The sequence below is a fragment of the Pseudolysinimonas kribbensis genome (assembly GCF_039531715.1).
GTDB lineage: Bacteria > Actinomycetota > Actinomycetes > Actinomycetales > Microbacteriaceae > Pseudolysinimonas > Pseudolysinimonas kribbensis.
The window spans coordinates 43,799-65,045 of sequence record NZ_BAAAQO010000002.1 but is presented as its reverse complement, the minus strand read 5'-3'; the positions used below and the strand labels follow the sequence as shown (position 1 = coordinate 65,045).

Annotated in this window: 24 protein-coding genes and 1 tRNA gene; 20 read left to right on the top strand and 5 right to left on the bottom strand. The window is 72.6% G+C overall.

The window, feature by feature from the left end; all coding sequences use genetic code 11:
• Window positions 1-107 precede the first annotated feature (107 nt).
• Complete coding sequence (sigJ, locus tag ABD285_RS00970; protein ID WP_284253392.1) at window positions 108-1,025, bottom strand: RNA polymerase sigma factor SigJ; 918 nt, start codon at window positions 1,023-1,025, stop codon at window positions 108-110.
• 38 nt (window positions 1,026-1,063) lie between these two features.
• Between sigJ and ABD285_RS00965 the strand changes: the two genes are divergently transcribed.
• From ABD285_RS00965 to ABD285_RS00945, 5 genes are read left to right on the top strand one after another with little or no spacing between them, the layout of a single operon-like run.
• Window positions 1,064-1,510 carry a hypothetical protein gene (locus ABD285_RS00965; RefSeq protein WP_344199512.1) on the top strand — a complete coding sequence of 149 codons (447 nt, stop codon included), beginning with the start codon at window positions 1,064-1,066 and terminating at the stop codon, window positions 1,508-1,510.
• An 8-nt stretch (window positions 1,511-1,518) separates the two neighbouring features.
• Entirely contained in the window at window positions 1,519-2,274 is a 756-nt protein-coding gene (locus ABD285_RS00960) for an SDR family oxidoreductase (protein ID WP_344199509.1), read from the top strand.
• 5 nt (window positions 2,275-2,279) lie between these two features.
• Entirely contained in the window at window positions 2,280-2,990 is a 711-nt protein-coding gene (locus ABD285_RS00955) for an NAD-dependent epimerase/dehydratase family protein (protein WP_344201242.1), read from the top strand.
• Window positions 2,987-4,207: a dual-specificity RNA methyltransferase RlmN gene (rlmN, locus tag ABD285_RS00950; protein ID WP_344199507.1), complete on the top strand. Its 1,221-nt coding sequence runs from the start codon at window positions 2,987-2,989 to the stop codon at window positions 4,205-4,207. Before ABD285_RS00955 ends, rlmN begins: the two co-directional genes overlap by 4 nt.
• 1 nt (window position 4,208) lies before the next feature.
• Window positions 4,209-4,811 (top strand): HD domain-containing protein, encoded by a 603-nt coding sequence (locus ABD285_RS00945; protein ID WP_344199505.1) that lies wholly within the window; start codon window positions 4,209-4,211, stop codon window positions 4,809-4,811.
• Here the strand turns inward: ABD285_RS00945 and ABD285_RS00940 are convergent, their stop codons facing one another.
• Together ABD285_RS00940 and ABD285_RS00935 are read right to left on the bottom strand one after the other, a co-directional pair.
• The gene (locus ABD285_RS00940) at window positions 4,812-5,330 is read right to left on the bottom strand and encodes a YbhB/YbcL family Raf kinase inhibitor-like protein (RefSeq protein ID WP_284253386.1); all 519 of its coding nucleotides are present in this window, start codon (window positions 5,328-5,330) and stop codon (window positions 4,812-4,814) included.
• A gap of 106 nt (window positions 5,331-5,436) precedes the next feature.
• The gene (locus ABD285_RS00935; protein ID WP_284253385.1) at window positions 5,437-6,579 is read right to left on the bottom strand and encodes a phosphotransferase; all 1,143 of its coding nucleotides are present in this window, start codon (window positions 6,577-6,579) and stop codon (window positions 5,437-5,439) included.
• A gap of 396 nt (window positions 6,580-6,975) precedes the next feature.
• Here ABD285_RS00935 and ABD285_RS00930 point away from each other — a divergent pair, with 396 nt between their 5' ends.
• From ABD285_RS00930 to ABD285_RS00900, 7 genes are read left to right on the top strand one after another with little or no spacing between them, the layout of a single operon-like run.
• Window positions 6,976-7,416, top strand: coding sequence for an FAS1-like dehydratase domain-containing protein (locus tag ABD285_RS00930; RefSeq protein WP_284255620.1), 441 nt, complete (start codon window positions 6,976-6,978; stop codon window positions 7,414-7,416).
• Window positions 7,413-7,820: a MaoC/PaaZ C-terminal domain-containing protein gene (locus ABD285_RS00925; RefSeq protein WP_284253384.1), complete on the top strand. Its 408-nt coding sequence runs from the start codon at window positions 7,413-7,415 to the stop codon at window positions 7,818-7,820. Before ABD285_RS00930 ends, ABD285_RS00925 begins: the two co-directional genes overlap by 4 nt.
• Window positions 7,817-8,896 (top strand): UDP-N-acetylmuramate dehydrogenase, encoded by a 1,080-nt coding sequence (locus ABD285_RS00920; protein ID WP_344199498.1) that lies wholly within the window; start codon window positions 7,817-7,819, stop codon window positions 8,894-8,896. The genes ABD285_RS00925 and ABD285_RS00920 overlap by 4 nt, the downstream gene beginning before the upstream one ends.
• A 17-nt stretch (window positions 8,897-8,913) precedes the next feature.
• Window positions 8,914-9,585, top strand: a complete 672-nt coding sequence (locus tag ABD285_RS00915; protein ID WP_284253383.1) for a PadR family transcriptional regulator — start codon at window positions 8,914-8,916, stop codon at window positions 9,583-9,585.
• Between the two features lie 54 nt (window positions 9,586-9,639).
• The gene (locus tag ABD285_RS00910) at window positions 9,640-10,608 is read left to right on the top strand and encodes an ATP-binding cassette domain-containing protein (RefSeq protein WP_344199495.1); all 969 of its coding nucleotides are present in this window, start codon (window positions 9,640-9,642) and stop codon (window positions 10,606-10,608) included.
• Complete coding sequence (locus tag ABD285_RS00905) at window positions 10,608-11,417, top strand: ABC transporter permease (RefSeq protein ID WP_284253382.1); 810 nt, start codon at window positions 10,608-10,610, stop codon at window positions 11,415-11,417. The genes ABD285_RS00910 and ABD285_RS00905 overlap by 1 nt, the downstream gene beginning before the upstream one ends.
• Before the next feature lie 21 nt (window positions 11,418-11,438).
• Window positions 11,439-12,335 (top strand): ribokinase, encoded by an 897-nt coding sequence (locus tag ABD285_RS00900; protein WP_344199491.1) that lies wholly within the window; start codon window positions 11,439-11,441, stop codon window positions 12,333-12,335.
• A gap of 93 nt (window positions 12,336-12,428) precedes the next feature.
• On the opposite strand, the gene ABD285_RS00895 is transcribed toward ABD285_RS00900, so the two are convergent.
• Window positions 12,429-14,438 (bottom strand): choice-of-anchor G family protein, encoded by a 2,010-nt coding sequence (locus ABD285_RS00895; protein ID WP_344199488.1) that lies wholly within the window; start codon window positions 14,436-14,438, stop codon window positions 12,429-12,431.
• Between the two features lie 326 nt (window positions 14,439-14,764).
• Here ABD285_RS00895 and ABD285_RS00890 point away from each other — a divergent pair.
• The 3 genes from ABD285_RS00890 to nusG all read left to right on the top strand — a co-directional run bounded on the left by ABD285_RS00890 (window position 14,765) and on the right by nusG (window position 16,164).
• Window positions 14,765-14,837 (top strand) — tRNA-Trp (locus tag ABD285_RS00890).
• Between the two features lie 54 nt (window positions 14,838-14,891).
• Window positions 14,892-15,176 carry a preprotein translocase subunit SecE gene (secE, locus tag ABD285_RS00885; protein ID WP_284253377.1) on the top strand — a complete coding sequence of 95 codons (285 nt, stop codon included), beginning with the start codon at window positions 14,892-14,894 and terminating at the stop codon, window positions 15,174-15,176.
• Between the two features lie 28 nt (window positions 15,177-15,204).
• Window positions 15,205-16,164 (top strand): transcription termination/antitermination protein NusG, encoded by a 960-nt coding sequence (gene nusG / locus ABD285_RS00880; RefSeq protein ID WP_284253376.1) that lies wholly within the window; start codon window positions 15,205-15,207, stop codon window positions 16,162-16,164.
• Window positions 16,165-16,167: 3 nt separating this feature from the next.
• Here the strand turns inward: nusG and ABD285_RS00875 are convergent, their stop codons facing one another.
• The gene (locus ABD285_RS00875) at window positions 16,168-16,719 is read right to left on the bottom strand and encodes a TetR/AcrR family transcriptional regulator (RefSeq protein WP_284253375.1); all 552 of its coding nucleotides are present in this window, start codon (window positions 16,717-16,719) and stop codon (window positions 16,168-16,170) included.
• 82 nt (window positions 16,720-16,801) lie between these two features.
• On the opposite strand from ABD285_RS00875, the gene ABD285_RS00870 reads away from it, so the two are divergent.
• The 5 genes from ABD285_RS00870 to ABD285_RS00850 all read left to right on the top strand — a co-directional run bounded on the left by ABD285_RS00870 (window position 16,802) and on the right by ABD285_RS00850 (window position 21,178).
• A complete protein-coding gene (locus ABD285_RS00870) occupies window positions 16,802-17,776 on the top strand; it encodes an NADP-dependent oxidoreductase (protein ID WP_284253374.1) in 975 nt (324 codons plus the stop codon).
• 86 nt (window positions 17,777-17,862) lie between these two features.
• A complete protein-coding gene (locus tag ABD285_RS00865; RefSeq protein ID WP_284253373.1) occupies window positions 17,863-18,252 on the top strand; it encodes a PadR family transcriptional regulator in 390 nt (129 codons plus the stop codon).
• Window positions 18,249-19,211, top strand: coding sequence for a permease prefix domain 1-containing protein (locus ABD285_RS00860; RefSeq protein ID WP_344199481.1), 963 nt, complete (start codon window positions 18,249-18,251; stop codon window positions 19,209-19,211). Before ABD285_RS00865 ends, ABD285_RS00860 begins: the two co-directional genes overlap by 4 nt.
• A 156-nt stretch (window positions 19,212-19,367) precedes the next feature.
• The gene (locus ABD285_RS00855; protein WP_344199478.1) at window positions 19,368-20,378 is read left to right on the top strand and encodes an ATP-binding cassette domain-containing protein; all 1,011 of its coding nucleotides are present in this window, start codon (window positions 19,368-19,370) and stop codon (window positions 20,376-20,378) included.
• A complete protein-coding gene (locus ABD285_RS00850) occupies window positions 20,375-21,178 on the top strand; it encodes an ABC transporter permease (protein WP_344199475.1) in 804 nt (267 codons plus the stop codon). Before ABD285_RS00855 ends, ABD285_RS00850 begins: the two co-directional genes overlap by 4 nt.
• Window positions 21,179-21,247 lie beyond the last annotated feature (69 nt).

Here is a 21,247-nt window from a genome sequence, read left to right as displayed (position 1 = left end):
GCTCCGCGGGGCGCGACCGGGGGGTCGCCGACCGCGGGAGGGACGCCCGGTTTCTTTCCCGCGGCGTTCCTCCATCCCTCCCGGCGGGAGGCGCGGGAGCGCGCGGTTCAGGCCGGCAGCTCGTTCCAGAGCGTCAGCTTCTCGGGATTGCGCATCATGCGCAGCTCCGCGATGCGCCCGCCGGCGACCGCGGCCGTGACGACCGCGACGATCCGGCCCTCGTCCCACATCACGAAGCCGAGGCCGTCGGGGGTGTCCTGCGGCAGCACCTCGATCTGCGGGAACTTCTCGCCGAGCCCGAGCAGGAACCGTGCGACGCGCTCCGCCCCGAGCACCGGATTGCGAGCGGCGCTCACCACGCCCCCGCCGTCGGCGCGCAGCACGGCATCCGGGTCGAGCACGGCCACGAGGCCGGCGAGGTCGCCGCGCTGCGTCGCGGCCGCGAACGCCCGCACGACCCGGTCGTGCTCCGCCCGCGGCACCTGCTGACGGCGATGGTCGCTCACCCGGCGGCGGGCGGTCGCCGCCAGCTGCCGGCACGCCGCTGGAGACCGGCCGACGACCTCGGCGATCTCGTCGAACGGCATGGCGAACACGTCGTGCAGCACGAACGCCACCCGCTCGGCGGGCGTCATCGTCTCGAGCACGATGAGCAGCGCCGTGCTGACCGACTCGTCGAGGCTCACCCGGTCGAGCGGGTCGACGACCGCCGACGCGGTGCCGAGCGACTCCGTGAACGTCCCCGGAGGCACGGGCTCGGGCAGCCAGGGACCGACGTAACGCTCGCGACGGGCGCGCGCCGAACCGAGCACGTCGAGGCAGACCCGGCTCGCGACGCGGGTGAGCCAGCCCACGGGGGATTCGATGGCGTCGCGCTCGGCGGGCGACATCCGGTACCACCGTGCGTAGGTCTCCTGCACCGCGTCCTCGGCCTCGGCGATCGTGCCGAGCATCCGGAACGCCAGCGACAGCAGATGCCGCCGCTCGCCGAGGACCTCGCCGTCGATCTCGGCGTTCCCGCTCATGGCCTCACACTCCGGGGTGCTGCGTCGTCGTGATGGGCATGAACACATCATTCCGCCGCATCGTGCTGGCGGTCACGGTAGCGCTCGGGCTCTTCGTCGGGTTGTGGGCCGAGATCGCGCCCCGCGCCTTCTACGACTCCTTCCCCGGATTCGGCCTGCACTGGGTGGATGCCGCGGGCGCCTACGACGAGCACCTGATCCGCGACGTCGGATCGCTCTACCTGGCCCTCGCCGCGGCGAGCCTCGCGGCGATCGTCGCGCGCACCGCGGCGCCGGGTCGCGTGGTGGGACTGGCCTGGAGCGTCTTCGGCGTGCTGCACTTCGGCTACCACGTGCTGCACCTCCAGGGGTCGGCGCTCGACCGGATCGGCAACGTCGTCAGCCTCGGCCTGTCGCTCGTGCTCGGGCTGCTCCTGCTGCCGCCGAGCCGGCGCCGGGGGGAGGATCGGGTCATGGACGCGAGCGTGACGGAGGCCGGCCGATGAGGATCGCGGTGGCCGGGGGGACCGGCATGGTCGGCGCGCACGTGACGCGCGTCGTGCGGGAGCGAGGTCACGAGCCGGTGGTGCTCGCCCGTTCGACCGGGGTCGACCTGATGGCGGGCACGGGTCTCGCCGCCGCACTGGAGGGCGTGGATGCCGTCATCGACGTCGCCTCGACCGCGACGAGCGCCGCGAAGCCCGCGATCGCGTTCTTCGAGGCGACGACGACGCGGCTGCTCGCGGCCGAGCGCGAGCGCGGCGTCCGTCATCATGTGGCGCTGTCGATCATCGGTGTCCCGGAGGCGCCGCACGGCTACTACGCGGGCAAGGCGCGGCAGGAGGAGCTCGTGATGGCCTCGGGCGGCGGATGGTCGCTGCTGCGGGCCGCCCAGTTCCACGAGTTCGCCGTGCAGATGGCCCAGCGCATGCAGGTCGGGCCGTTCGTCGTGTGCCCGTCGATGCGTGCTCAGCCGATCGCGGCCGCCGAAGTCGCCACCGTCATCGTCGAGATCGCCGAGGGCGCCCCGCGGGGTCTGGACCGCGAGCTCGCCGGTCCGCGGATCGAGTCGATGCCCGACATGGTGCGCCGCTACCTGCGTGCCATCGGCCGGGGCACGCCGGTGCTCGCCGTGCCGCTGCCGGGAGGGTTCGGACGCGCGCTGCGCGACGGCACGATCCTGCCGAAGCCCGGCGCGCGGCTCGGCACGGTGACATTCGAGGAGTGGCTGGTCGCACAGGCGCAGGCGCAGGGGACGACGGCGGCGTGAGCGGGATGCGGCTCCTCCTCGCCGGCGGCACCGGCGTCATCGGGCGTCCTCTCATTCCGGCCCTGGTGGCGGCCGGCCACGAGGTCGTCGCGACCACCCGCCGCCCGGAGAGCCTGGCGCTGCTGGACGACCGGGGCGCGCGCGGCGTCGTGATGGACGCGTTCGACGCCGATCGGGTGACGGCGGTGGTCGCCGAGGTCGCTCCCGACGCGATCCTGCACGAGCTCACCGACCTCGGCGCCGGCGACCGCGACGCGAACGCCCGGCTGCGCCGTGAGGGCACGGCGAACCTGGTCGCGGCGGCGGAGGCGGCCGGCGTCGACCGGATGCTCGTGCAGAGCATCGCCTGGCTCGTGCAGCCCGGCGCGGCGGCGGCCACCGAGGATGAGCCGATCACCCCGGGTGTCGTCGCCGACATGGAGCGCGCGGTCGCCCGCCTGCCGCACGCGACCGTGCTGCGCTACGGCATGCTCTGGGGTCCGAGCACGTGGTACCCCGACGCCGCGAGCGCGCGCTCGCTGCCGGGGGTGGGCTGCTGGGTGCACGTCGACGACGTCGTGAGTGCGACCGTCCAGGCGCTCGGCTGGCCCGACGGCACGTACAACATCGTCGACGACGAGCCCGACCCCGCGGGGCGAGCCGTGTCGAACGCCAGGGCGCGGGCGGCCGGGTGGAGGCCGCGGCATCCGGGTCGGCACGACACAATGGGGGGATGACCGAGCCGAGCCGTCCCGCCGCAGCGCCGGAGCGTGCTCCCCAGATCCGGCCGGCGACCGAGGGCTGGACGCAGGCGCGCGACACCGAGGGGCGCCCGCTCCTGCAGTTCGCCTCGCCCCGGCGCACGCAGCCCGAGACCCATCTCGCCGACCTCGACCTCGCCGGGCGCAAGGCGCGGGCGCAGGAGCTCGGGGTGCCGGCGTTCCGGGCGACGCAGCTCTCGACCCACTACTTCACCCGCTCGACGACCGACCCCGCGCTCATGACCGACCTGCCGGCCGAGGGTCGCGAGGAGCTCGTCGCCGCCATGCTGCCACCGCTGCTGACCGAGGTGCGGCGCCTGCGCACCGACGGTGGCGAGACGATCAAGTTCCTCTGGAAGCTGTTCGACGGGGCCCTCGTCGAGTCGGTGCTCATGCGCTATCCGGGCCGCGTCACCCTGTGCGTCTCGAGCCAGGCCGGATGCGGCATGAACTGCCCGTTCTGCGCCACCGGCCAGGCGGGGCTGACCCGCAACCTCTCCGCCGCCGAGATCGTCGACCAGGTCGTCGCGGCCAACCGCGCGATCCAGGAGGGCGAGCTCGGGGGGCTGCGCACCGACGGCGGCCACGACGCCCCGCGCGTCACGAACATCGTCTTCATGGGCATGGGGGAGCCGCTGGCCAACTACGCGCGGCTCATGAAGGCCGTGCGGCGCATGGTCGCCCCGGCGCCCGAGGGGCTCGGGATGTCGGCCCGCCACATCACCGTCTCGACCGTCGGCCTCGTCCCGGCGATCAAGAAGCTCGCCGCCGAGGATCTGCCGCTCACGTTCGCGCTCTCGCTGCACGCGCCGGACGACGAGCTTCGCGACGAGCTCATCCCGGTCAACTCGCGCTGGAAGGTCGATGAGGCGCTCGACGCGGCGCGCGCGTACTTCGAGACGACCGGCCGCCGGGTCTCCATCGAGTACGCGCTCATCAAGGACATGAACGACCACGCCTGGCGCGCCGACCTGCTCGCCCAGAAGCTGAATGCGCGCGGGCGCGGCTGGGTGCACGTCAACCCGATCCCGCTGAACCCGACGCCCGGGTCGATCTGGACCGCCTCCGATCGCCGCACCACCGTCGCCTTCATCGAGCACCTCGAGGCGGCGGGCATCCCCACCACACTGCGCGACACCCGCGGCAAGGAGATCGACGGCGCCTGCGGCCAGCTCGCCGCGGTCGAGGCCTGACATGGATGCCGAGACGGACCCTCCCGACACCCCCGCGGCGCGTGCGGCGCTCGCGGTCGCGGTCGCGTACCTCACGCCGTCGCTGCTGAACCACAGCATCCGGTCGTGGCGCTGGGCGCTCGGATTCGCCGAGCTCGACGCGGTCGGGCCGATCGACGAGGAGCTGCTGTACGTCGGGGCCGTGCTGCACGACATCTCCCTGCTCGAGCCGTTCGACGCGCACCGCACGCCGTTCGAGCACGCGGGGGGCGCGGTCGCGAGCGTGCTCGCGGCGGGGGCCGGATGGGATGGGGGCCGTCGCGCCCACCTCGCCGCCGCGATCGTCGCCCACATGAGCCCGGATCCGGTGCCCGCCGGCGGGGTCGAGGGGCGCCTGCTCGACGTGGCCACGAGCCTCGACATCGCCGGGGCGCGGCCCGACGCCCTGCCGCTCGACTACCGCGTCGCCGTGCTCGCCGCGTACCCGCGTCTCGACCTCGCGCACGAGTTCGCGCGGCTCGCCGCCGATCAGGCCGAGCGCAAGCCCGCGTCGCAGGCGGCGCGCATCGTGCGCGGCGGCGTGGCCGCGAAGCTCACCGCGAACCCCCTCGAGCGTCTCGAGTAGCTACCGCACCTCGAACGTCGGCACGAGCACCGCACGCGCGAGCACGTGCGCGTGGACGGTGAAGCCGACGTACGCGGGCGACGCGTCCGCCGGGACGCCGAGCGTCTCGGTGTCGAGCGCGCTCACCACGAGGAAGTAGCGGTGCGGCCCATGTCCGGCCGGCGGCGCGGCGCCCACGTACCCCGGCTGCCCGGTGTCGTTGCGGTGCGCGACGGCGCCCTCGGGCAGCGGCGCTCCCGTCTCGAGCGACGTGACCGACGCCGGGATGTCGGCCACCGTCCAGTGCCAGAAGCCCGACATGGTCGGCGCGTCGGGGTCGTACATCTGCACGACGAAGCTGCGGGTGCCCGCGGGGAAGCCCGACCAGCTCAGCTGCGGCGAGCGGTCCTCGCCGCCCGGAACGCCCAGCATGCCGGAGGTCTGCGGGGCGGGCATGGGCTGCCCGTCCGTGACGTCGGTGCTGGTCAGCTCGAAGCCGGGGACCTGCGGGAGCCGGGAGAAGGGATCGTTCTGTGCCATGTCGGCAATCTACGTCGAACGCGACGCCGAGCGCCGACGTCCGCATCACGCGGGCACCTTCACCCGTGCCGGCTTGATGCGAACGCGGGCGCTCGGGATGCCGGCGTCAGCCCGCGACGAGGCGCTCGATCGCCGCGACCGGGATGCCGAGCCAGTCCGGCCGGTGCCGCGCCTCGTAGAGCGCCTCGTACACGGCCTTGTCGAGTTCGAAAGCCCGCAACAGAGCCGCCGGCTCGAGCGCGGCGGCGCCTGCGGCATCCCGGTAGCCGTCGAGGTAGGCGGCGCGGGCGGCCGCGCCCCACCCGGCGGCGTGCCCGCCGTCGGCGGCCGCCGCGTAGTCGAACGAGCGCAGCATGCCGGCGACGTCGCGCAATGCGGGCTCCGGAGCGGTGCGCTCGGCGAGGCCGCGCAGCGGCTCGCCCTCGAAGTCGAGCACGATCCAGCGCTCGTCGCGGTGCAGCAGCTGGCCGAGATGCAGGTCGCCGTGGATGCGCTGCAGAGCCGGCCAGGGGACCTCGGCGGCCGCCTCGTAGGCGGACTCGATCGCATCCTGCGCCGCGACGAGCCCGGGGACGGCCGCGGCCGCGTCGTCGAACCGCGTGCGCCACAGCGCCGCCTGGGTCGCGACCTCGACGGGAGTCGCGCCCACCGTCGGCAGCCGCGCCGCGAGCACCTCGTGCATGCGGGCGGTCGTGGCCCCGAGGGCACGAGCCTGATCGGCGAAGTCGACCGCCGCGGCGGCAGCCCGTGTCGCGAGCACCCAGCCGTCGGTGGCGCCGCGCACGAACTCCTGCGCGATGGCGAGGTGTCCGCGCCCGACCTCGCCCGCGGCATCCGGCCATTCGGCGACGAGTGCGCCCGCGAACCGCGGCACGAACTCGGCGCCCGCCTCGCTCAGCACGCACTGCAGCTCGACGTCGGGGTTCTCGCCGTGCTGCACGGTGCGGAACAGCTTGACCACGAGCTCGGAGCCGTCCGCGAGGCCGACCACGATGGAGGTGTTGGTCTGCTCGCCGCTCAGCACGGAGGCGCTGGCGACGTCGCCCGGCACGCCCATCGCGCCGAACAGCGCGGCGATGAACGCGGGCTCGTCGAGCGGCTCGCCCTCGGCGCCGTCACGCCGGGCGACCTGGTGCACCGGATGCCGCGGGTCCTCCTCGTCGACCCCCAGTCGCAGCGCATACCCGTCGCCGAGCGGCACCTCGGCCACGACCCGGAGCGAGCGTGCGTCTCGGGGTCGCGCTGCCATGGCTCCAGCATCGGGCGCGCGGCCCCGTGCGGCAATCGACGCCCAGCGAGCATCCGGGATCCGGGCGGCCGATGTCGGTGGCCCCGACGATCATGGAGGAATCAGCGCGACACGCCGAGATCACTACATCTAGTGGAATGACATCCGTGGAATTCCCGTTATATAGTGAAGACCCCGCAAGGCAGCAGCCTCGCGGACCGCAGACAGAGGGGAGGTCGAGATGAACGAGCTCGACACCGTGGGCGGGTACAGCGTGCCGGTCGATCCGATGGACGACCTCCAGTGCGACAGCTGCCAGTAGGCGGCCCCGAGACCACGAAGAAGGCCCGGTGACGGAGACGTCACCGGGCCTTTTCCATGCCGCGACACGGGGGTAACTAGGCTCGATCCGTGCCTGTGAATCCGGACCTGGCGGGGCGCGGCTATCCACCCGCCCCGCCCTACCGCGTCGAACGGGAGCGGGTGCGGCAGTTCGCCGACGCGGTCTTCTCGACCAGCCCGCTGAGTCACGACGTGGAGGCCGCGCGCGCCGCCGGCTACACCGATCTCGTCGCTCCGCCCACCTTCGCGGTCGTGGTGCAGCAGGGGGCGTGGGATCAGCTCATGGGCGACGAGGACGCCGGGATCGAGCTCTCGCGCGTGCTGCATGGCGAGCAGCGCTTCACGCAGACCCGGCCGATCGTCGCGGGCGACGAGCTCACCGCCGCGCTCACCGTCACGGGCATCCGCTCGGTCGGCGGCAACACGATGGTCACCGCCGAGACCGTCGTCTCCGACGCGGACGGCGCCCACGTCGTCACGGCGACCTCCCTTCTGATGGTCGGAGCCGACGCGTGAGCGCGCTCGAGGTCGGCGAGCTGATCGCCGAGAGCGACGTCCACCTGACGCGCGAGGCCCTGGCCCGCTACGCCCGGGCGTCCGGCGACCTGAACCCGATCCACCTGCGCGACGACGTCGCCACGCGCATGGGCCTGCCGGGGGTGATCGCGCACGGGATGCTGACGATGGGCCTCGCGATCCAGCCGGTGCTCGACTGGCTGGGCGGCGATCCCCGCCGCATCCTGGACTATCAGGTGCGCTTCACACGCATGGTTCCGGTCGACGAGGTCGACGGTGCGCACGTGCACGTGCGGGCCGTGGTCGGCTCCGTCGGCGATCCCGCCGGCACGCGCATCGACCTCACGGTCACCGTCGGCGAGTCGGCCGTGCTCGGCAAGGCCCAGGTCCGCGTCGCCCCGTGAACCTCGCCGACCTCACCACGCTCCGGGTCGGCGGCCCCGCGGGCCGATTCGTGGAGGCGACGACGCGCGACGAGCTCCTCGCCGCGATCGCCGAGCTCGAGGAGGGCGACCTGGTGCTCGGCGGCGGCTCGAATCTGGTCGTGGCGGATGACGGCATCGCGGGCACGGTCCTGCGGGTCGCGACGCGGGGCGTCTCCGAGCCGCGACCGGGCGTGCTGCGGGTGGAGGCGGGCGAGCCCTGGGACGGCGTGGTGCAGGCCGCCATCGCGCGGGGCGGCGCGGGCGTGGAGGCGCTGAGCGGAATCCCCGGGTCGGCGGGTGCCGCGCCGATCCAGAACATCGGCGCCTACGGGCAGGAGATCGCCGCGAGCATCGTCGCGGTCGAGGTCGCCGAGCCGGGCACGGGGCAGGTGGAGCGACTCGGGCCGGACGAGCTGGGATTCGGCTACCGCACGAGCGTGTTCAAGGAGGGCCGGCCCGGTGTCGTGGTCGCGCTCGAGCTCGCGCTGGACACGGGCGATCCGGGCCTCTCGCGCCCGATCGCCTATGCGCAGCTGGCGAGCGCCCTGCAGGTGCGGATCGGCGACCGGGCGCCGCTGGAGCGGGTGCGCGCCGCGGTGCTCGAGCTGCGCCGGTCGAAGGGCATGGTGCTGGATGCCGCGGACCCCGACTCGGTGAGCGCGGGCTCCTTCTTCACCAATCCGATCGTCACCGAGTCGTTCGCGCGCAGTCTGCCGGCCGACGCCCCGCGCTGGCCCCAGGAGCCGGAGGACCCCGAGCGGGTGCTGCCGCTCGGCAGCGCGATCCCGCCCCCGCCGCCGGCGGGGGAGCGCCACGTCAAGCTCAGCGCCGCCTGGCTCATCGAGCGCGCCGGCATCCCGCGCGGCTTCGCGCTGCCCGGCTCGCGCGCGGGCATCTCGGCCAAGCACACCCTCGCGATCGTGAACCGCGGCGGCGCCCCCGCGGCCGACGTGGTGCAGCTCGCCGACTTCGTGCAGACCCGGGTGCTGTCGGAGTTCGGCGTGGTGCTGCAGCCCGAGCCGACTCTCGTCGGCTTCGGTGCTGATCTAATTTGATCATTTAGGCTGACGGCATGTCGGCCCTGACGACCCGCATCCTCGTGCTGGGCGTCGTCAAGGTCGGAGGCCCGGCGAACGGCTACCAGCTGCGCCGTGAGCTGCTGAGCTGGGACGTCGAGCGCTGGGCCCAGCTGAACCCCGGATCGGTCTACTCGATGCTCACCACGCTCGCCACGGCGGGTCTGATCGCGAAGCACGAGCTGCCGACATCCGGCGACGACCGGGCCGCCACCGTCTTCACCATCACCGACGAGGGCGATCGCGAGCTGGCCCGCCTGGTCACGGAGTCGCTCGAGAACGTCGGCGACTCGGGCGATCTGCTGCCGCTGCGGGTCGCCTTCAACTTCGCCACCTTCCTGCCGCGGGAGGACTTCCTGCGGGCCGCGCGTGCGCGCCACGCCACCCTCGTCGCGGCCCGCCCGACCTTCGACGAGAAGATCGACGAACTCACGGTCGCGGCCACCGCGCCGCCGCACGTCGCGCTCGAGCTGGGGCTCGAGGCTCGGATCGTCGACGCCCAGATCGCGTGGCTCGCGCAGATCATCGATTCGGTGCAGGCGGGGGCCCTGTACTTCGTCGGTGAGGACGCCGCGACCGCCTGGCAGCCGCCCGACGACGACCCCGGCTGGCGCATGGCGGCGGAGCGCCGGAGATATCAGGAGCGGCTCGACGCGATGCGGGGTTGACCGTTCATGGTCAAATTTGAATACTCAAGTTTGACCAACGAAAGGGGATCGATCGTGATCCATGCTCGAGGGCTCGCGCGCAGCTTTCCGACCCGCGCCGGGCGGGACAAGACCGAGGTGCGCGCCGTGGCCGGCGTCGACCTCGACGTGGAGGCCGGCGAGATCGTCGGATTCCTCGGCCCCAACGGGGCCGGCAAGACGACGACGCTCCGGATGCTGACCACGCTCCTGACGCCGACCTCCGGCACGGCGACGGTGGCCGGGTACGACGTCGCCAGCCAGCCCGGGCTCGTGCGCCAGTCGATCGGCTACGTGTCGCAGTCCGGATCGACGCAACCCGAGGCCCGGGCCGGCGAGGAGGTCGTCGACCACGGGCAGCTCTACGGCATCCCGAAGGCGCAGGCGACCGCCCGCGGCCAGGAGCTGTTCGCCCAGCTCGAGCTCGACGGCATGTGGAAGCGCGCCCCCAAGGCCATGAGCGGCGGGCAGCGCCGTCGCCTCGACATCGCGATGGGCCTCGTGCACGACCCGCAGCTCGTGTTCCTCGACGAACCCACCACGGGCCTGGATCCGCAGGCACGCGCCAATCTCTGGAGCCACATCTCGCAGCTGCGCAACGGGCGCGGCATGACGGTGTTCCTCACGACGCACTACCTCGACGAGGCCGACGCGCTGTGCGATCGGGTGCTCGTGATCGACCGGGGCACGATCGTCGCCGCCGACACGCCCGACGCGCTCAAGCGGCAAGTCGCGGGCGACCTCGTGGAGCTCGTGGTCGGCGACCGCGCGCAGGTCGTCCCGGCCGCGACGGCGCTCTCCGCTCTCGTGCCCGGAGAGAGCGCCCACGTCGACGGCACGACCGTCTCGCTGCGCGTGCCGGGCGCCGGATCGCACCTGGCCGGGCTCGTGCGCGAGCTCGACGACGCCGGTGTCGCACTGGTCTCCGTCGACGTTCGCCGGCCGACGCTCGACGACGTGTTCCTCACCCTGACCGGCCGCTCGCTGCGAGAGGACGCCGCCTGATGACCACCACCGCCCCGACCGCCCCCGCCGCGCCCGCGACGGTTCTGCCGAGTGCGCCGTCGTTCCTGCGCGCGACCGGCATCGTGTTCCGCCGCCAGCTGCGGATCGCGCTGCGCAATCCGGCCTGGGTCATCATCGGGCTCGTGCAGCCCGTGCTCTACCTCGTGCTGTTCGGCCCGCTGCTGCAGCCGCTCAGCGCGAGCTTCGGCGTCGAGAACGCGTACACGATCTTCGTGCCGGGCCTGCTGGTGCAGCTCGGGATCTTCGGAGCGCTGTTCGCCGGCTTCGGCCTGGTCGCCGAGTGGCGCGCCGGCGTGATCGAGGCCGAGCGCGTGACCCCGGCGAGCCGCACGGCGCTCCTGTTCGGCCGCATCCTGCGGGATGTCCTGCAGCTGTTCGCGCAGGGCCTCGTGCTCATCGGGCTGGGCTGGGCCTTCGGGCTGCGCGCCTCACTCGGCGGGATGCTGTTCGGCCTGCTCCTGACCCTCCTGCTCGGAGCATCGTGCGCCGCGGCCTCCAACACGCTCGGGCTCATCACGAAGAGCGAGGACGTGCTGGCGCCGGTGGTCAACTCGATCGCGTTGCCCGTGCTGCTGCTGAGCGGCATCCTGCTGCCCCTGAGTCTCGGGCCCACGTGGCTGCAGGTGGTCGGCGACGTCATGCCGACCAAGCACATCGTCGACGCGATCCGCGGCGCGTTCACGGGCGGATGGGGCATCGAGACGCTCTGGGGGTCGATCTGGAGCGTCGTGATCTTCGTGATCCTGATGTGGGTCGGCACGCGCACCTTCCGCAAGGAGAACGCCTAGGGCCTCCAGTACCGTCGTCGAGTGAGCACGATCGCGGTTCTCGGCAGCGCCAACATGGACCTGGTGGTACGCCAGCCCCGGCTGCCGCGTCCCGGCGAGACGATGTTCGGCTCCGGCTTCACGACGGTGCCCGGCGGCAAGGGCCTCAATCAGGCCGTCGCCGCTGCCCGCGCGGGAGGCGACGTCGCCTTCGTCGGTGCGGTGGGCGACGACCCGTTCGGCGCGGCCGTGCGCGAGCGGCTGCTCGCCGATGGGATCGATGTGACGGCGCTCCGGACGCTCGCGGGGGTGCCCACCGGTACGGCGCACATCTCGGTGCTCGACGGGGGCGAGAACAGCATCGTCGTCGTGCCCGGCGCCAACGCCGCGATCGCGGCCCTCGATGCCGTCGACCGCACCCTGCTCGCCGATCCGCGCTTCGTGGTCGCCCAGTTCGAGCGACCCCGCGGGCTCATCCGGGAGGCGTTCTCCCACGCCCGTGCCGGAGGTGCGACGACGGTGCTGACGCCGGCGCCCGTCGTCGACCCGGGCGACCTCCTCGAGCTGACCGACATCCTGGTGCCGAACGCGGCCGAGGCCTGCGAGCTGGCGGGCGTCGACGATCCGGAGCAGGCGGCCGTCGTGCTCAGCCGGCGCGCGCGCACGGTGGTCATGACCCGCGGCGCTGACGGCGCCCTCATCGCCCGCGAGGGCGCGATCATCGCCACGGTGCCGGCGCGCCGGGTGGATGCCGTCGACACCACCGCGGCCGGCGACACCTTCGCGGGCGTCATGGTCGCCCGCCTCGCGGCAGGTGAGGCGCTGAACGCCGCCGCGCGCGCGGGGGCGGTCGCGGCGTCCATCGCGGTCACGCGACCCGGGGCCTCGAGCTCGATGCCGTCGTGGGCGGAGACGGAACAGGCGCTCGCCGCGGAATGATCCACGACGAGCGCCCGGCCCTGCTCGGCGAAGCCGGAGCCGTCTGAATTCTTGGGGCCGACGGATCCGGCTTCGCCCGGGGTAGTGGCCGGGTCAGCCGACCGGAGTCAGCTGACGCCGCTTGTACCCCTCTCGCACCAGGTAGGCACCCGCTGCCAGCAGTGCGAGCATGGCGGCGACGAGCGCGGCGATCGACAGGCCGGTCGTCGCGAGGCGGTCGATGGAGGAGGCGGTCGGGTTGTCCGACGGTCCTCCCGGGCCGCAGTTCGTCGTGCAGGTGCCGCAGCCGGCGCCCGTGCACGGGGTGCAATCGCCGTTGGTGCAGGTCGGCGGCACCACCGCGGTCACGTTCGGGCCGACGGTCGCCGATGCGAGGTTCACGGTCGCGATGTTCGGACCATCCAGCCCGCCGCGCACACTGACCCGCACCGCGGTCTCGGTGAACATCTTGCCGCCGGATGCCGCCATGCCCTTCGCGCTCGGGTCGCTGAGCTCCTGCACATTGACCTTGACCGACAGCAGCTGGGTCAGCGCCTCGCTCACCGGGCCGGTGCCGGGGCCGACGAGGGCCGACACGGCCGGGTGCACGACGGTGTCGTTCAGCGCGGTCGTCAGCTTCGAGACCGTGCCGTCGGGGCCGAACAGGTCGGCGTTCAGGATGTCGCCGAGGCCACTGACCACGGTGCCCGCCGACAGGCTGGTGTTCGGGAGTCCGAGGAGGCTGACGTCGACGGTCGCATCCGCCCCGCTCCCGTTGATCAGCTGGTCGACCGAACCCGCGACGTGCACGTGGGCAGAGCTGGTCAACGGCGCCGTGAGCGTGGAGACCGTGTTGCAGACCGTCTGGTTCACCAGATCGCCCGTCGTCCCGGTGACGCCGCCGAGGATGCCCGTGCCGCCCAGCAGGCCGCCCACACCGCCGAGGACGTTGTCGAGCGTGCCGTCGGAGGGAACCTGCACCACGTTGCAGATGTTCTGCACGAGAGGCGCCTGCGCGACGTCGACCGTGGTCGACGCGTCGAGGGTCACCTTCGCGCTGTGCAGGTTGGAGGTGACCTTGTCGACGACCTGGTCGGCGAGGGTCGAGATGGTCGAGGTGATGCTGTCGAGGACGCCGTTGACGATCTGGTCGGTGAGCAGCTCGGTGTTCGGCGGCAGGTCGTTGAGGTTGCCGCCCTGGAGCTTCGCCAGGTCGATCGTGACCGTACCGGTCGCGGGATCGATGGTCACCGACCCGTCTCCGTACTGGCTCTCGAGCAGCGGCTGGATGGCGTCCTTGAGGTTGCCGGTGTCGACCGTCGCCGTGACGGTGGCGTTCGCACCCAGCAGGTTCAGAACCGGATCCACCCCCTGCAGGAGGTTGCCGACCACGCCGGCCAGGTCGCCGCTCTGGCCCATGAGGGCTCCGAGACTGCTGCCGGCCTGGTCGACGGCCGTGTCGATGCGGTCGTTGAGCCCCGCCAGTGCCGGGCTCGTGAACGTCAGCTTCGCGTCGGAGAGGTTGTAGTCGCCGCTGGCCTGACCGACGTCGCCGTTGGCCTGGGCGGCGACCTGGCCCAGCTGGAGCTGGAGGTCGGTGATCGTCGAGGCGAACTGCGAGTCGAGGAGCTTCGAGAGATCGAAGGTCGCGTTCCCCGTCGGGGTCGAGCCCCCGGAGCCGGCGGCGATCCCGCCGTCGTCGGTCACGGCGCCGCTGGCACCGAGCGAGACGCCGTCGTTCCTGGCCTGCGCGAACTGCGAGACGGTGCCGAGCTGGACGAAGTCGCCGAGCGGGAGCTGCGCCTGCTGGCCGTCGCCGACGGTGACGGCGTTGAGGGCGGTGACCTTGAGCGGGTCCTTCGAGGTCTGGTCGCCCTGCGTGCCGTCGTTGTGCGCCTCGGCGTACTGGGCCTTGACGAGCGCGGCGAGGTCGCTCCCGAGGATCGTGCCGGACAGGAACTGGCCCTTGGCGTACGACTCGGCGTGATCGTCGGCGGATGCCGACATCGGTGCGGCGAGCGCGAGAGCGCCCGACACGGCGATCGTGGCGGCGACGGCGCCGGCACGGACCAACCGGCTGCGATGGATCCTCCGACCCGTCGTCGTGTGTGTGCGAGTGGACACGACTGTTACCTTCCTGATCCTCGACGAAGAGGAAGGCGGAGTCGGGTCGCTCACGCGCGAGGACGGCACGGGTGTGCCACGGACGCGGGTGCGCGACGAGGAACCCCTGGACTTCCCTGTCGCCGTCTTCTCGGCCGGGGGCTGGTGATGTCCCCCGTCACGAGAAGAGACCGGCGGCAGGCACGGTTATGACGCGGCTTCACGCCGGAGCCGCGCACCCCATCCGGGGGCCACGGGTGCCATGCCCTACACTTGACGAGGTTGCCGGAACCCCAGACTTCGCCATGCCGTTTTTCTCATGACGACGGTCGGGATCCCGGTTCCGTAGGGCGGTGGCTCAATTGGTAGAGCAGCGGTCTCCAAAACCGCAGGTTGCAGGTTCGAGTCCTGTCCGCCCTGCGAATCGCCTCCGATCAGCATGATCGGGAGCGGTCCGGACCGAAAGGAACGAGAGTGGCACGCAAGGTGATCGACGAGCCCAGTGAGGACCTCGTCGCGACCGCCCGGCGCGAGCGCGCCGAACAACGCAACCCGTTCGCGCGCATCGCCCTCTTCATCCGTCAGGTCTTCACCGAGCTCCGCAAGGTCGTCGCCCCCACGCGGCGCGAGCTGTTCGGCTTCACCGCGGTCGTCCTGGTGTTCGTCGTCGTCATGATGGTGTTCGTCTACGGGCTCGACTTCGGCTTCGGCTGGCTCGTGTCATGGGTGTTCGGCAACGGCTCCGCCAGCGGCATCTGAGCAGCAATACAAGAGGAATCCACTACCTGTGACCGACAACCACCGCGACGACATCGACCTGGCCTCGGCCGCCGAGCAGTCGTCCGAGACCGACGACCTCCTGCAGGACGACGTGCTGGACCGCGACGAATTCGGCAGCGAGAACGCCGAGAACCGCGCCGTGCACGTGACCGACGACGGCGAGGAGACCGAGGCGAACCTCGACAGCATCCTCGACGCCCTCGAGGAGTCGACCGACGCCGAGGCCGACGCGATCGTCGACTCCGCGCTCGACCTCGACGACCAGGAGGACAACGACAGCGAGGCCGCCTTCGAGGCGACCCTCGACGAGCAGGAGTCCGAGGAGGAGGACGAGGTCGCGCTCGACCCCTACGAGGACTTCCGCAGCGAGCTGCGCGCCAAGCCGGGCAAGTGGTACGTCATCCACTCCTACGCGGGCTTCGAGAAGCGCGTGAAGCAGAACATCGAGTCCCGCCGCCAGTCGATGGCGATGGAGGACTACGTGTTCGAGGTCCAGGTCCCGATGGAGGACGTGGTCGAGATCAAGAACGGCCAGCGCAAGCTGGTGAACCGCGTGCGCATCCCCGGCTACGTGCTGGTGCGCATGGACCTCAACGAGGACAGCTGGTCGGTCGTGCGCCACACACCGGGCGTCACCGGATTCGTCGGCAACTCGCACAACCCGACTCCGCTGCGGTTCGAGGAGGCCTTCAACATGCTGAAGAGCCTCGTGCAGGTCGTCGAGGCCCCGGCCAAGGCCGGCGCGGCGGCGAAGGGCGGCGGCGGCAAGGCCGCGCCCCGCGTCATCCCGGCCGAGATCGACTTCGAGGTCGGCGAGACGATCACGATCAAGGAGGGCTCGTTCGCGGGTCTGCCCGGCACGATCAGCGAGATCCAGGCCGCGAGCGGCAAGCTCACCGTGCTCGTCTCGCTGTTCGAGCGTGAGACGCCGGTCGAGCTCTCGTTCGACCAGGTCACCAAGCTCTGACGGTCAGAGCGCGCGGACCTCGTCCGCCGCGCTCCGGATGAGCGCGGCCAGATCGCGCTCCGGCTGCGGATACCAGTCCCGGCTCGCGCGCTCGAACGCGGCGGCGCCGACCCGCGCCGCCAGCCGGGCCGTCCCCTCCGGCACGCCGCGCGCGACGAGCGCCGCGACGACGGCGTCGGCGAGGGCGGCGCTCTTCGCGTGCGCGCGCTCCTGCAGGGCGGGTGCGGTCGCGATGAGTTCTGCGCGGCGCAGGGCGATCTCGCGGCCGGCGACGAACAGCGGCACCGCCGCGACGTAGGCGCCGACGACGAGCTCGAGCGGTGAGGCGTCGCCCGGCGCGCCGGCGACCGCCCCGGTCAGGACCTCCCGCAGCTCGGTCTCGCCGTCGAAGAGCACCTCGCGCTTGTCGGCGAAGTGCCGGAAGTAGGTGCGCTCCGTGACGCCCGCGCGACGCGCGATCTGCGCCGTGGTCGTCGCGTCGTAACCCCGCTCGCGGTAGAGCTCGAGGGCGGCCTCGCGCAGACGGGCACGCGCCTCGGCCCCGCTTCTCGGCATCCCCGGATTCTATCGTGGCGTCAGCGGCTGTCACTACGTGGTAGCGTCAGTCACTGTCGCAACAGTACGTCCGAGGAGTTCTATGACCGCCGTCCCGTCCCGCGCCATCCGGTTCCACCAGTTCGGCGAGCCCGCCGACGTCCTGCGAGAGGATCGCATCGAGGTGCCCGACCCCGGCGCCGGGCTGGTGCGCGTGCGCGTCGCCGCCGCCGGGCTCAACCCCGCCGACGCGGAGCTGTGCCGCGGCTTCGCGCCCGGGCCCCTGCCGCGAGGCATCGGGTGCGATGTGGCCGGCACCGTCGACGCCGTCGGCGCGGGAGTCGACGACGTCGCGGTCGGCGATCGGGTGTTCGGCAGCTCCGACGTCGTGCGTCAGCCGAGTGCCGGCGCCGCGGACGTCGCCATCCTGCGGTCGTGGCATCCGGTGCCGGACGGCCTGGACTCGGTGCAGGCAGCCGCGCTGCCGATGGTCGTGCTCACCGCGAGGTGGACCCTCGACCTCATGGGCCTCGGGCCCGGTACGACGCTGCTCGTGCACGGCGCGGGCGGAATGGTCGGCTACGCCGCCGTGCAGATCGCGCTGCGTGCGGGCGCGCGGGTGCTCGCCACCGCCGGACCGACCTTCGCCGGCGACCTGGCCCGCCGGGGTGCGCTCGTGACGCCGTACGGGGAGGGCATGGCCGACCGGGTGCGGGCGCTGGCCGGCGGCGACGTCGACCTCGTGCTGGACACCCCGCGTCCCGGCGCGGGCACGCTGCCGGTCCTCATCGCCCTCGCGGGCGGCGACCCCGCCCGCGTCGTCACGATCAGCAACCACGACGAGGCTCGGGCGCTGGGCGCGCGCGTCAACCTCGACGAGCTCCGAGCCGGCGGCGGGCTGCCCGACGACGGCGTGCTCCGGGAGTACGCGGCGCTCGCGGCCGCGGGCGAGTTCCGCATCCCGATCGCGGCGACCTATCCGCTCGGCGCGTGGCGCGAGGCCGTGGAGCGCAGCACGGGCGGACACCCGGGCGGCAAGCTCGTTCTGCTGCCGCAGGTGGACGCACCCGCCGTGTGACCCTCCAGTGCGGAGGGCCGGCCCGGTCGTGATCACTGCGGCCGGGCCCTCTTGCATTGAGTACTTGATCTGATATAGTTCTTGTCGTGACAGAGAACCGCACGACATCAGGTCCCGACGGCGTCGTCGACGCTTTCGCCGCCGACCTGCTGCGCGGGCACACCGACACGATCGTCCTGGGCGTCCTGCGCGGCGCGGATCGCTACGGCTTCGAGATCTACAAGACGATCCGCGACGCCACCGACGGCCGGTACGAGATCAAGGAGGCCACCCTGTACGCCACCTTCCGCCGGCTGGAGCGCGACGGCCTCGTGGAGGCGTACTGGGGCGACGAGACCCAGGGCGGGCGCCGCAAGTACTACCGGATCACCGATGCCGGCCGCGCGGTCTACCGGCGCAACGTCGTCGCCTGGCAGGCGACCCACCAGATCATCAACACCCTTCTCGACCTTCCCACTGCAAGGAGCACCCGATGAGCGCCGACGGCTCGATCCACCGACTGCTGGACGAGGCATTCGCGGGGGTCGCCGTGACCCCCGAACTGCAGGACCTCAAGGAGGAGCTGCGGGCGAGTCTCGCGGCGCGCGCCCAGGAACTGCAGGACGCCGGCGTCGATCCGGCGCGGGCGGCCGCGACCGCGATGCGCGAGATCGGCGACATCGACGATCTCGTGGCGGCGGTGTCGGATGGGGACCGGATCCCGGCCTCCGACCACGGGACGATGGGACCGCACGCGCACCCCGACCTCGCGCGCGCCGCCGACATCATGCGGCAGCAGCGCGTGCGCCCGTCGGCAGCCTTCGTCGTGCGCACCGTGCTCCTCGCCCTGGTGCTGGCCGGCGCGGTCGTCCTGCTGACGTTCGGCGGGGTCGGCGTCCTCGACGCCCCGTGGGGCACGGGTGCCGCCATCGCGGTCGTGTTCGCCATCGCGACGGGTGTCATCGTCACCGACGCCCTGCGTCAGGAGACCACGGCGCATTTCGCCCTGCCGCCCGGCCGGGCGGCGGCGTGGGGGCTGTCGGGCGGCGCGCTCGGCCTCGGCCTCGGCCTGGCGGCCGTCGCGATCGTGCATCCGGGCGCCCTCGGCATCCTGATCGCGTCGATCGTGCTCGGCCTGGCCGGCATCCTCGGTCTGGTGTGGTGCGGGGTCACGCAGACGAACCGCACCAAGCCGTGGGTGCTCGCGATGGGGCGCCAGGCGGCGGTCGAGGACCGCTTCAGCCGGGACCCGGCGGCCGCCGCGCGTTTCGGCATCTACACGGTCGTCGTCTGGATCGCGGGGCTCGCGCTCTTCGTCGTGCTGAGCTTCACGGTCGGCTTCGCCTGGTCGTGGCTCGCGATCGTGGCGACGATCCTCGTCTTCTTCCTGCTGCTCGCACGGATGAACTTCCCCGCGGGCGACAGGTCGAACCGGTCGGAGCGGCCCACGTCCTGACCGAGAAGCGGCGGCCCGGATGCGGCAACATCCGAGCCGCCGATACACCCTGAGTCCGGCACGAGCGCAACGCGCGCACCGACGATCAAGGCCCACCCCGATCGTATCCGCGCATCACCGCCGCACCGCGACTCCCAACCCCGAGGAGTCGGAGACATGATGGACCCCGCGCGCGGGATCGGCCTGCGGGCCGACGGACTGCGCAAGACCTACCCGGCGGGACGCGGTGCCCCGCGACTCGTCGCCCTCGACGGCCTGACCTTCGAGGTCGAGGCCGGCACGATCTTCGCCCTGCTCGGCCCGAACGGCGCCGGCAAGTCGACGACCGTCAAGATCCTCACCACGCTGTCGCAGGCCGAGGCCGGCACCGCGGAGGTCGCCGGGATCGACGTGCGTCGGCATCCGGAGCGCGTGCGGCGAGCCGTGGGCTTCGTCGCCCAGAAGCCGGTCGCCGACCCGATGGACACCGGGCGCGAGAACCTCGTGCTCGCCGGACGCCTGCAGGGGATGCCCGGCCCGGCCGCCCGGGAGCGCGCGGCGGAGCTGCTCGACCGCTTCTCGCTCGCCCCCGCCGCCGACCGGCTCGTGAAGAGCTACTCCGGCGGCATGGCGCGCAAGCTCGACGTGGCGATCGGGCTCATGCACCGCCCCCAGGTGCTGTTCCTCGACGAGCCCACCACCGGGCTCGACCCCGAGGCCCGGGCCGACATGTGGGCGGAGCTGGAGGCGATGGCCCGCGTCGAGCAGATGACCGTGCTGCTGACCACCCACTACCTCGAGGAGGCCGACCGGCTCGCCGCCCGGCTCGCGATCGTCGACCACGGCCGGGTCGTGGCCGAGGGCACGCCGGATGAGCTCAAGAACGGCCTGCGCGGCGACGCCGTCGTGCTCGAACTGGCGCCCCAGCTCGACGCGGGCGGCATCGACGACGCCGTGCGGCTCGTGTCCGCGCTGCCCGGCCTCGCCGAGGTCGTCGCCGACGGGCGCGTGCTGCGCAGCCGGACCGAGTCCGGGGCCGCGGCCCTGCCGAGGGTGCTCGCCGCCCTCGAGGAGGCGGGGATCGCGGTCGCCTCGGCGACCGTCGCGCGGCCCAGCCTCGACGACGTCTACCTGCGGCACACCGGCCGCAGCCTCACCACCCCGACCCCCGAAGGAGTCCGCGCATGAGCGCACTCGCCCCGTCCGCCGTGGCGGCATCCCTCAGTCACACCGTCCTGCTCACCGGACGCCAGCTCCGGGCGTTCGCGCGCGTGCCCGCCTATCTGGTCATGAACCTCGTGCAGCCGATCATCTGGCTGCTCCTGTTCGGCCAGCTGTTCCGGTCGGTCGTGCAGATCCCCGGCTTCAGCGGGGGAGGCGACTACCTCGTCTTCCTCACGCCCGGGATCGTCATGATGATGGCGCTGTTCGGCAGCGCCTGGACCGGCACGACCTACATCCAGGACATGGATCGCGGGGTCATGGACCGCTTCCTCACCTCGCCGACCAGCCGCGGCGCGCTCATCGGCGCGACGCTGCTGTACCAGGCGCTCCTCACGGTCGTGCAGACGCTCATCGTGCTCGGGATCGCGTGGCTGGCCGGCGCGCGGTTCGATGGCGGCGTGCCCGGCATCCTGGTGCTCGTACTGGCCGCCGTGCTCCTGACGGTGATCTTCGGCGCCCTCTCGGACGCCGTCGCGCTGCTCACCCGGCAGCAGACCGCCCTCATCGGCATCTCGCAGATCCTGTCGTTCCCGCTCATGTTCCTGAGCTCGGCGATCATGGACACCCGTCTCGCCCCGGCGTGGGTGGCCGACATCGCGCGCTACAACCCGTTCGAATGGGCCGTGGTCGCCGGGCGCGGGGCTCTGCAGTCCTCGCCCGACTGGGCGTCGGTGTGGGGCCATCTCGGCCTGCTGGCCGGCCTCGGCATCATCATGGGCGTGCTCGCCACCTCGGCGTTCCGTGTCTACCGCCGCTCCGTCTAGCGCGAGGCCGGCCCGCTCGGCACCGGATGACGCGGTCGGCTATCATCGACAGGTTGGCCGCAAGGCCGG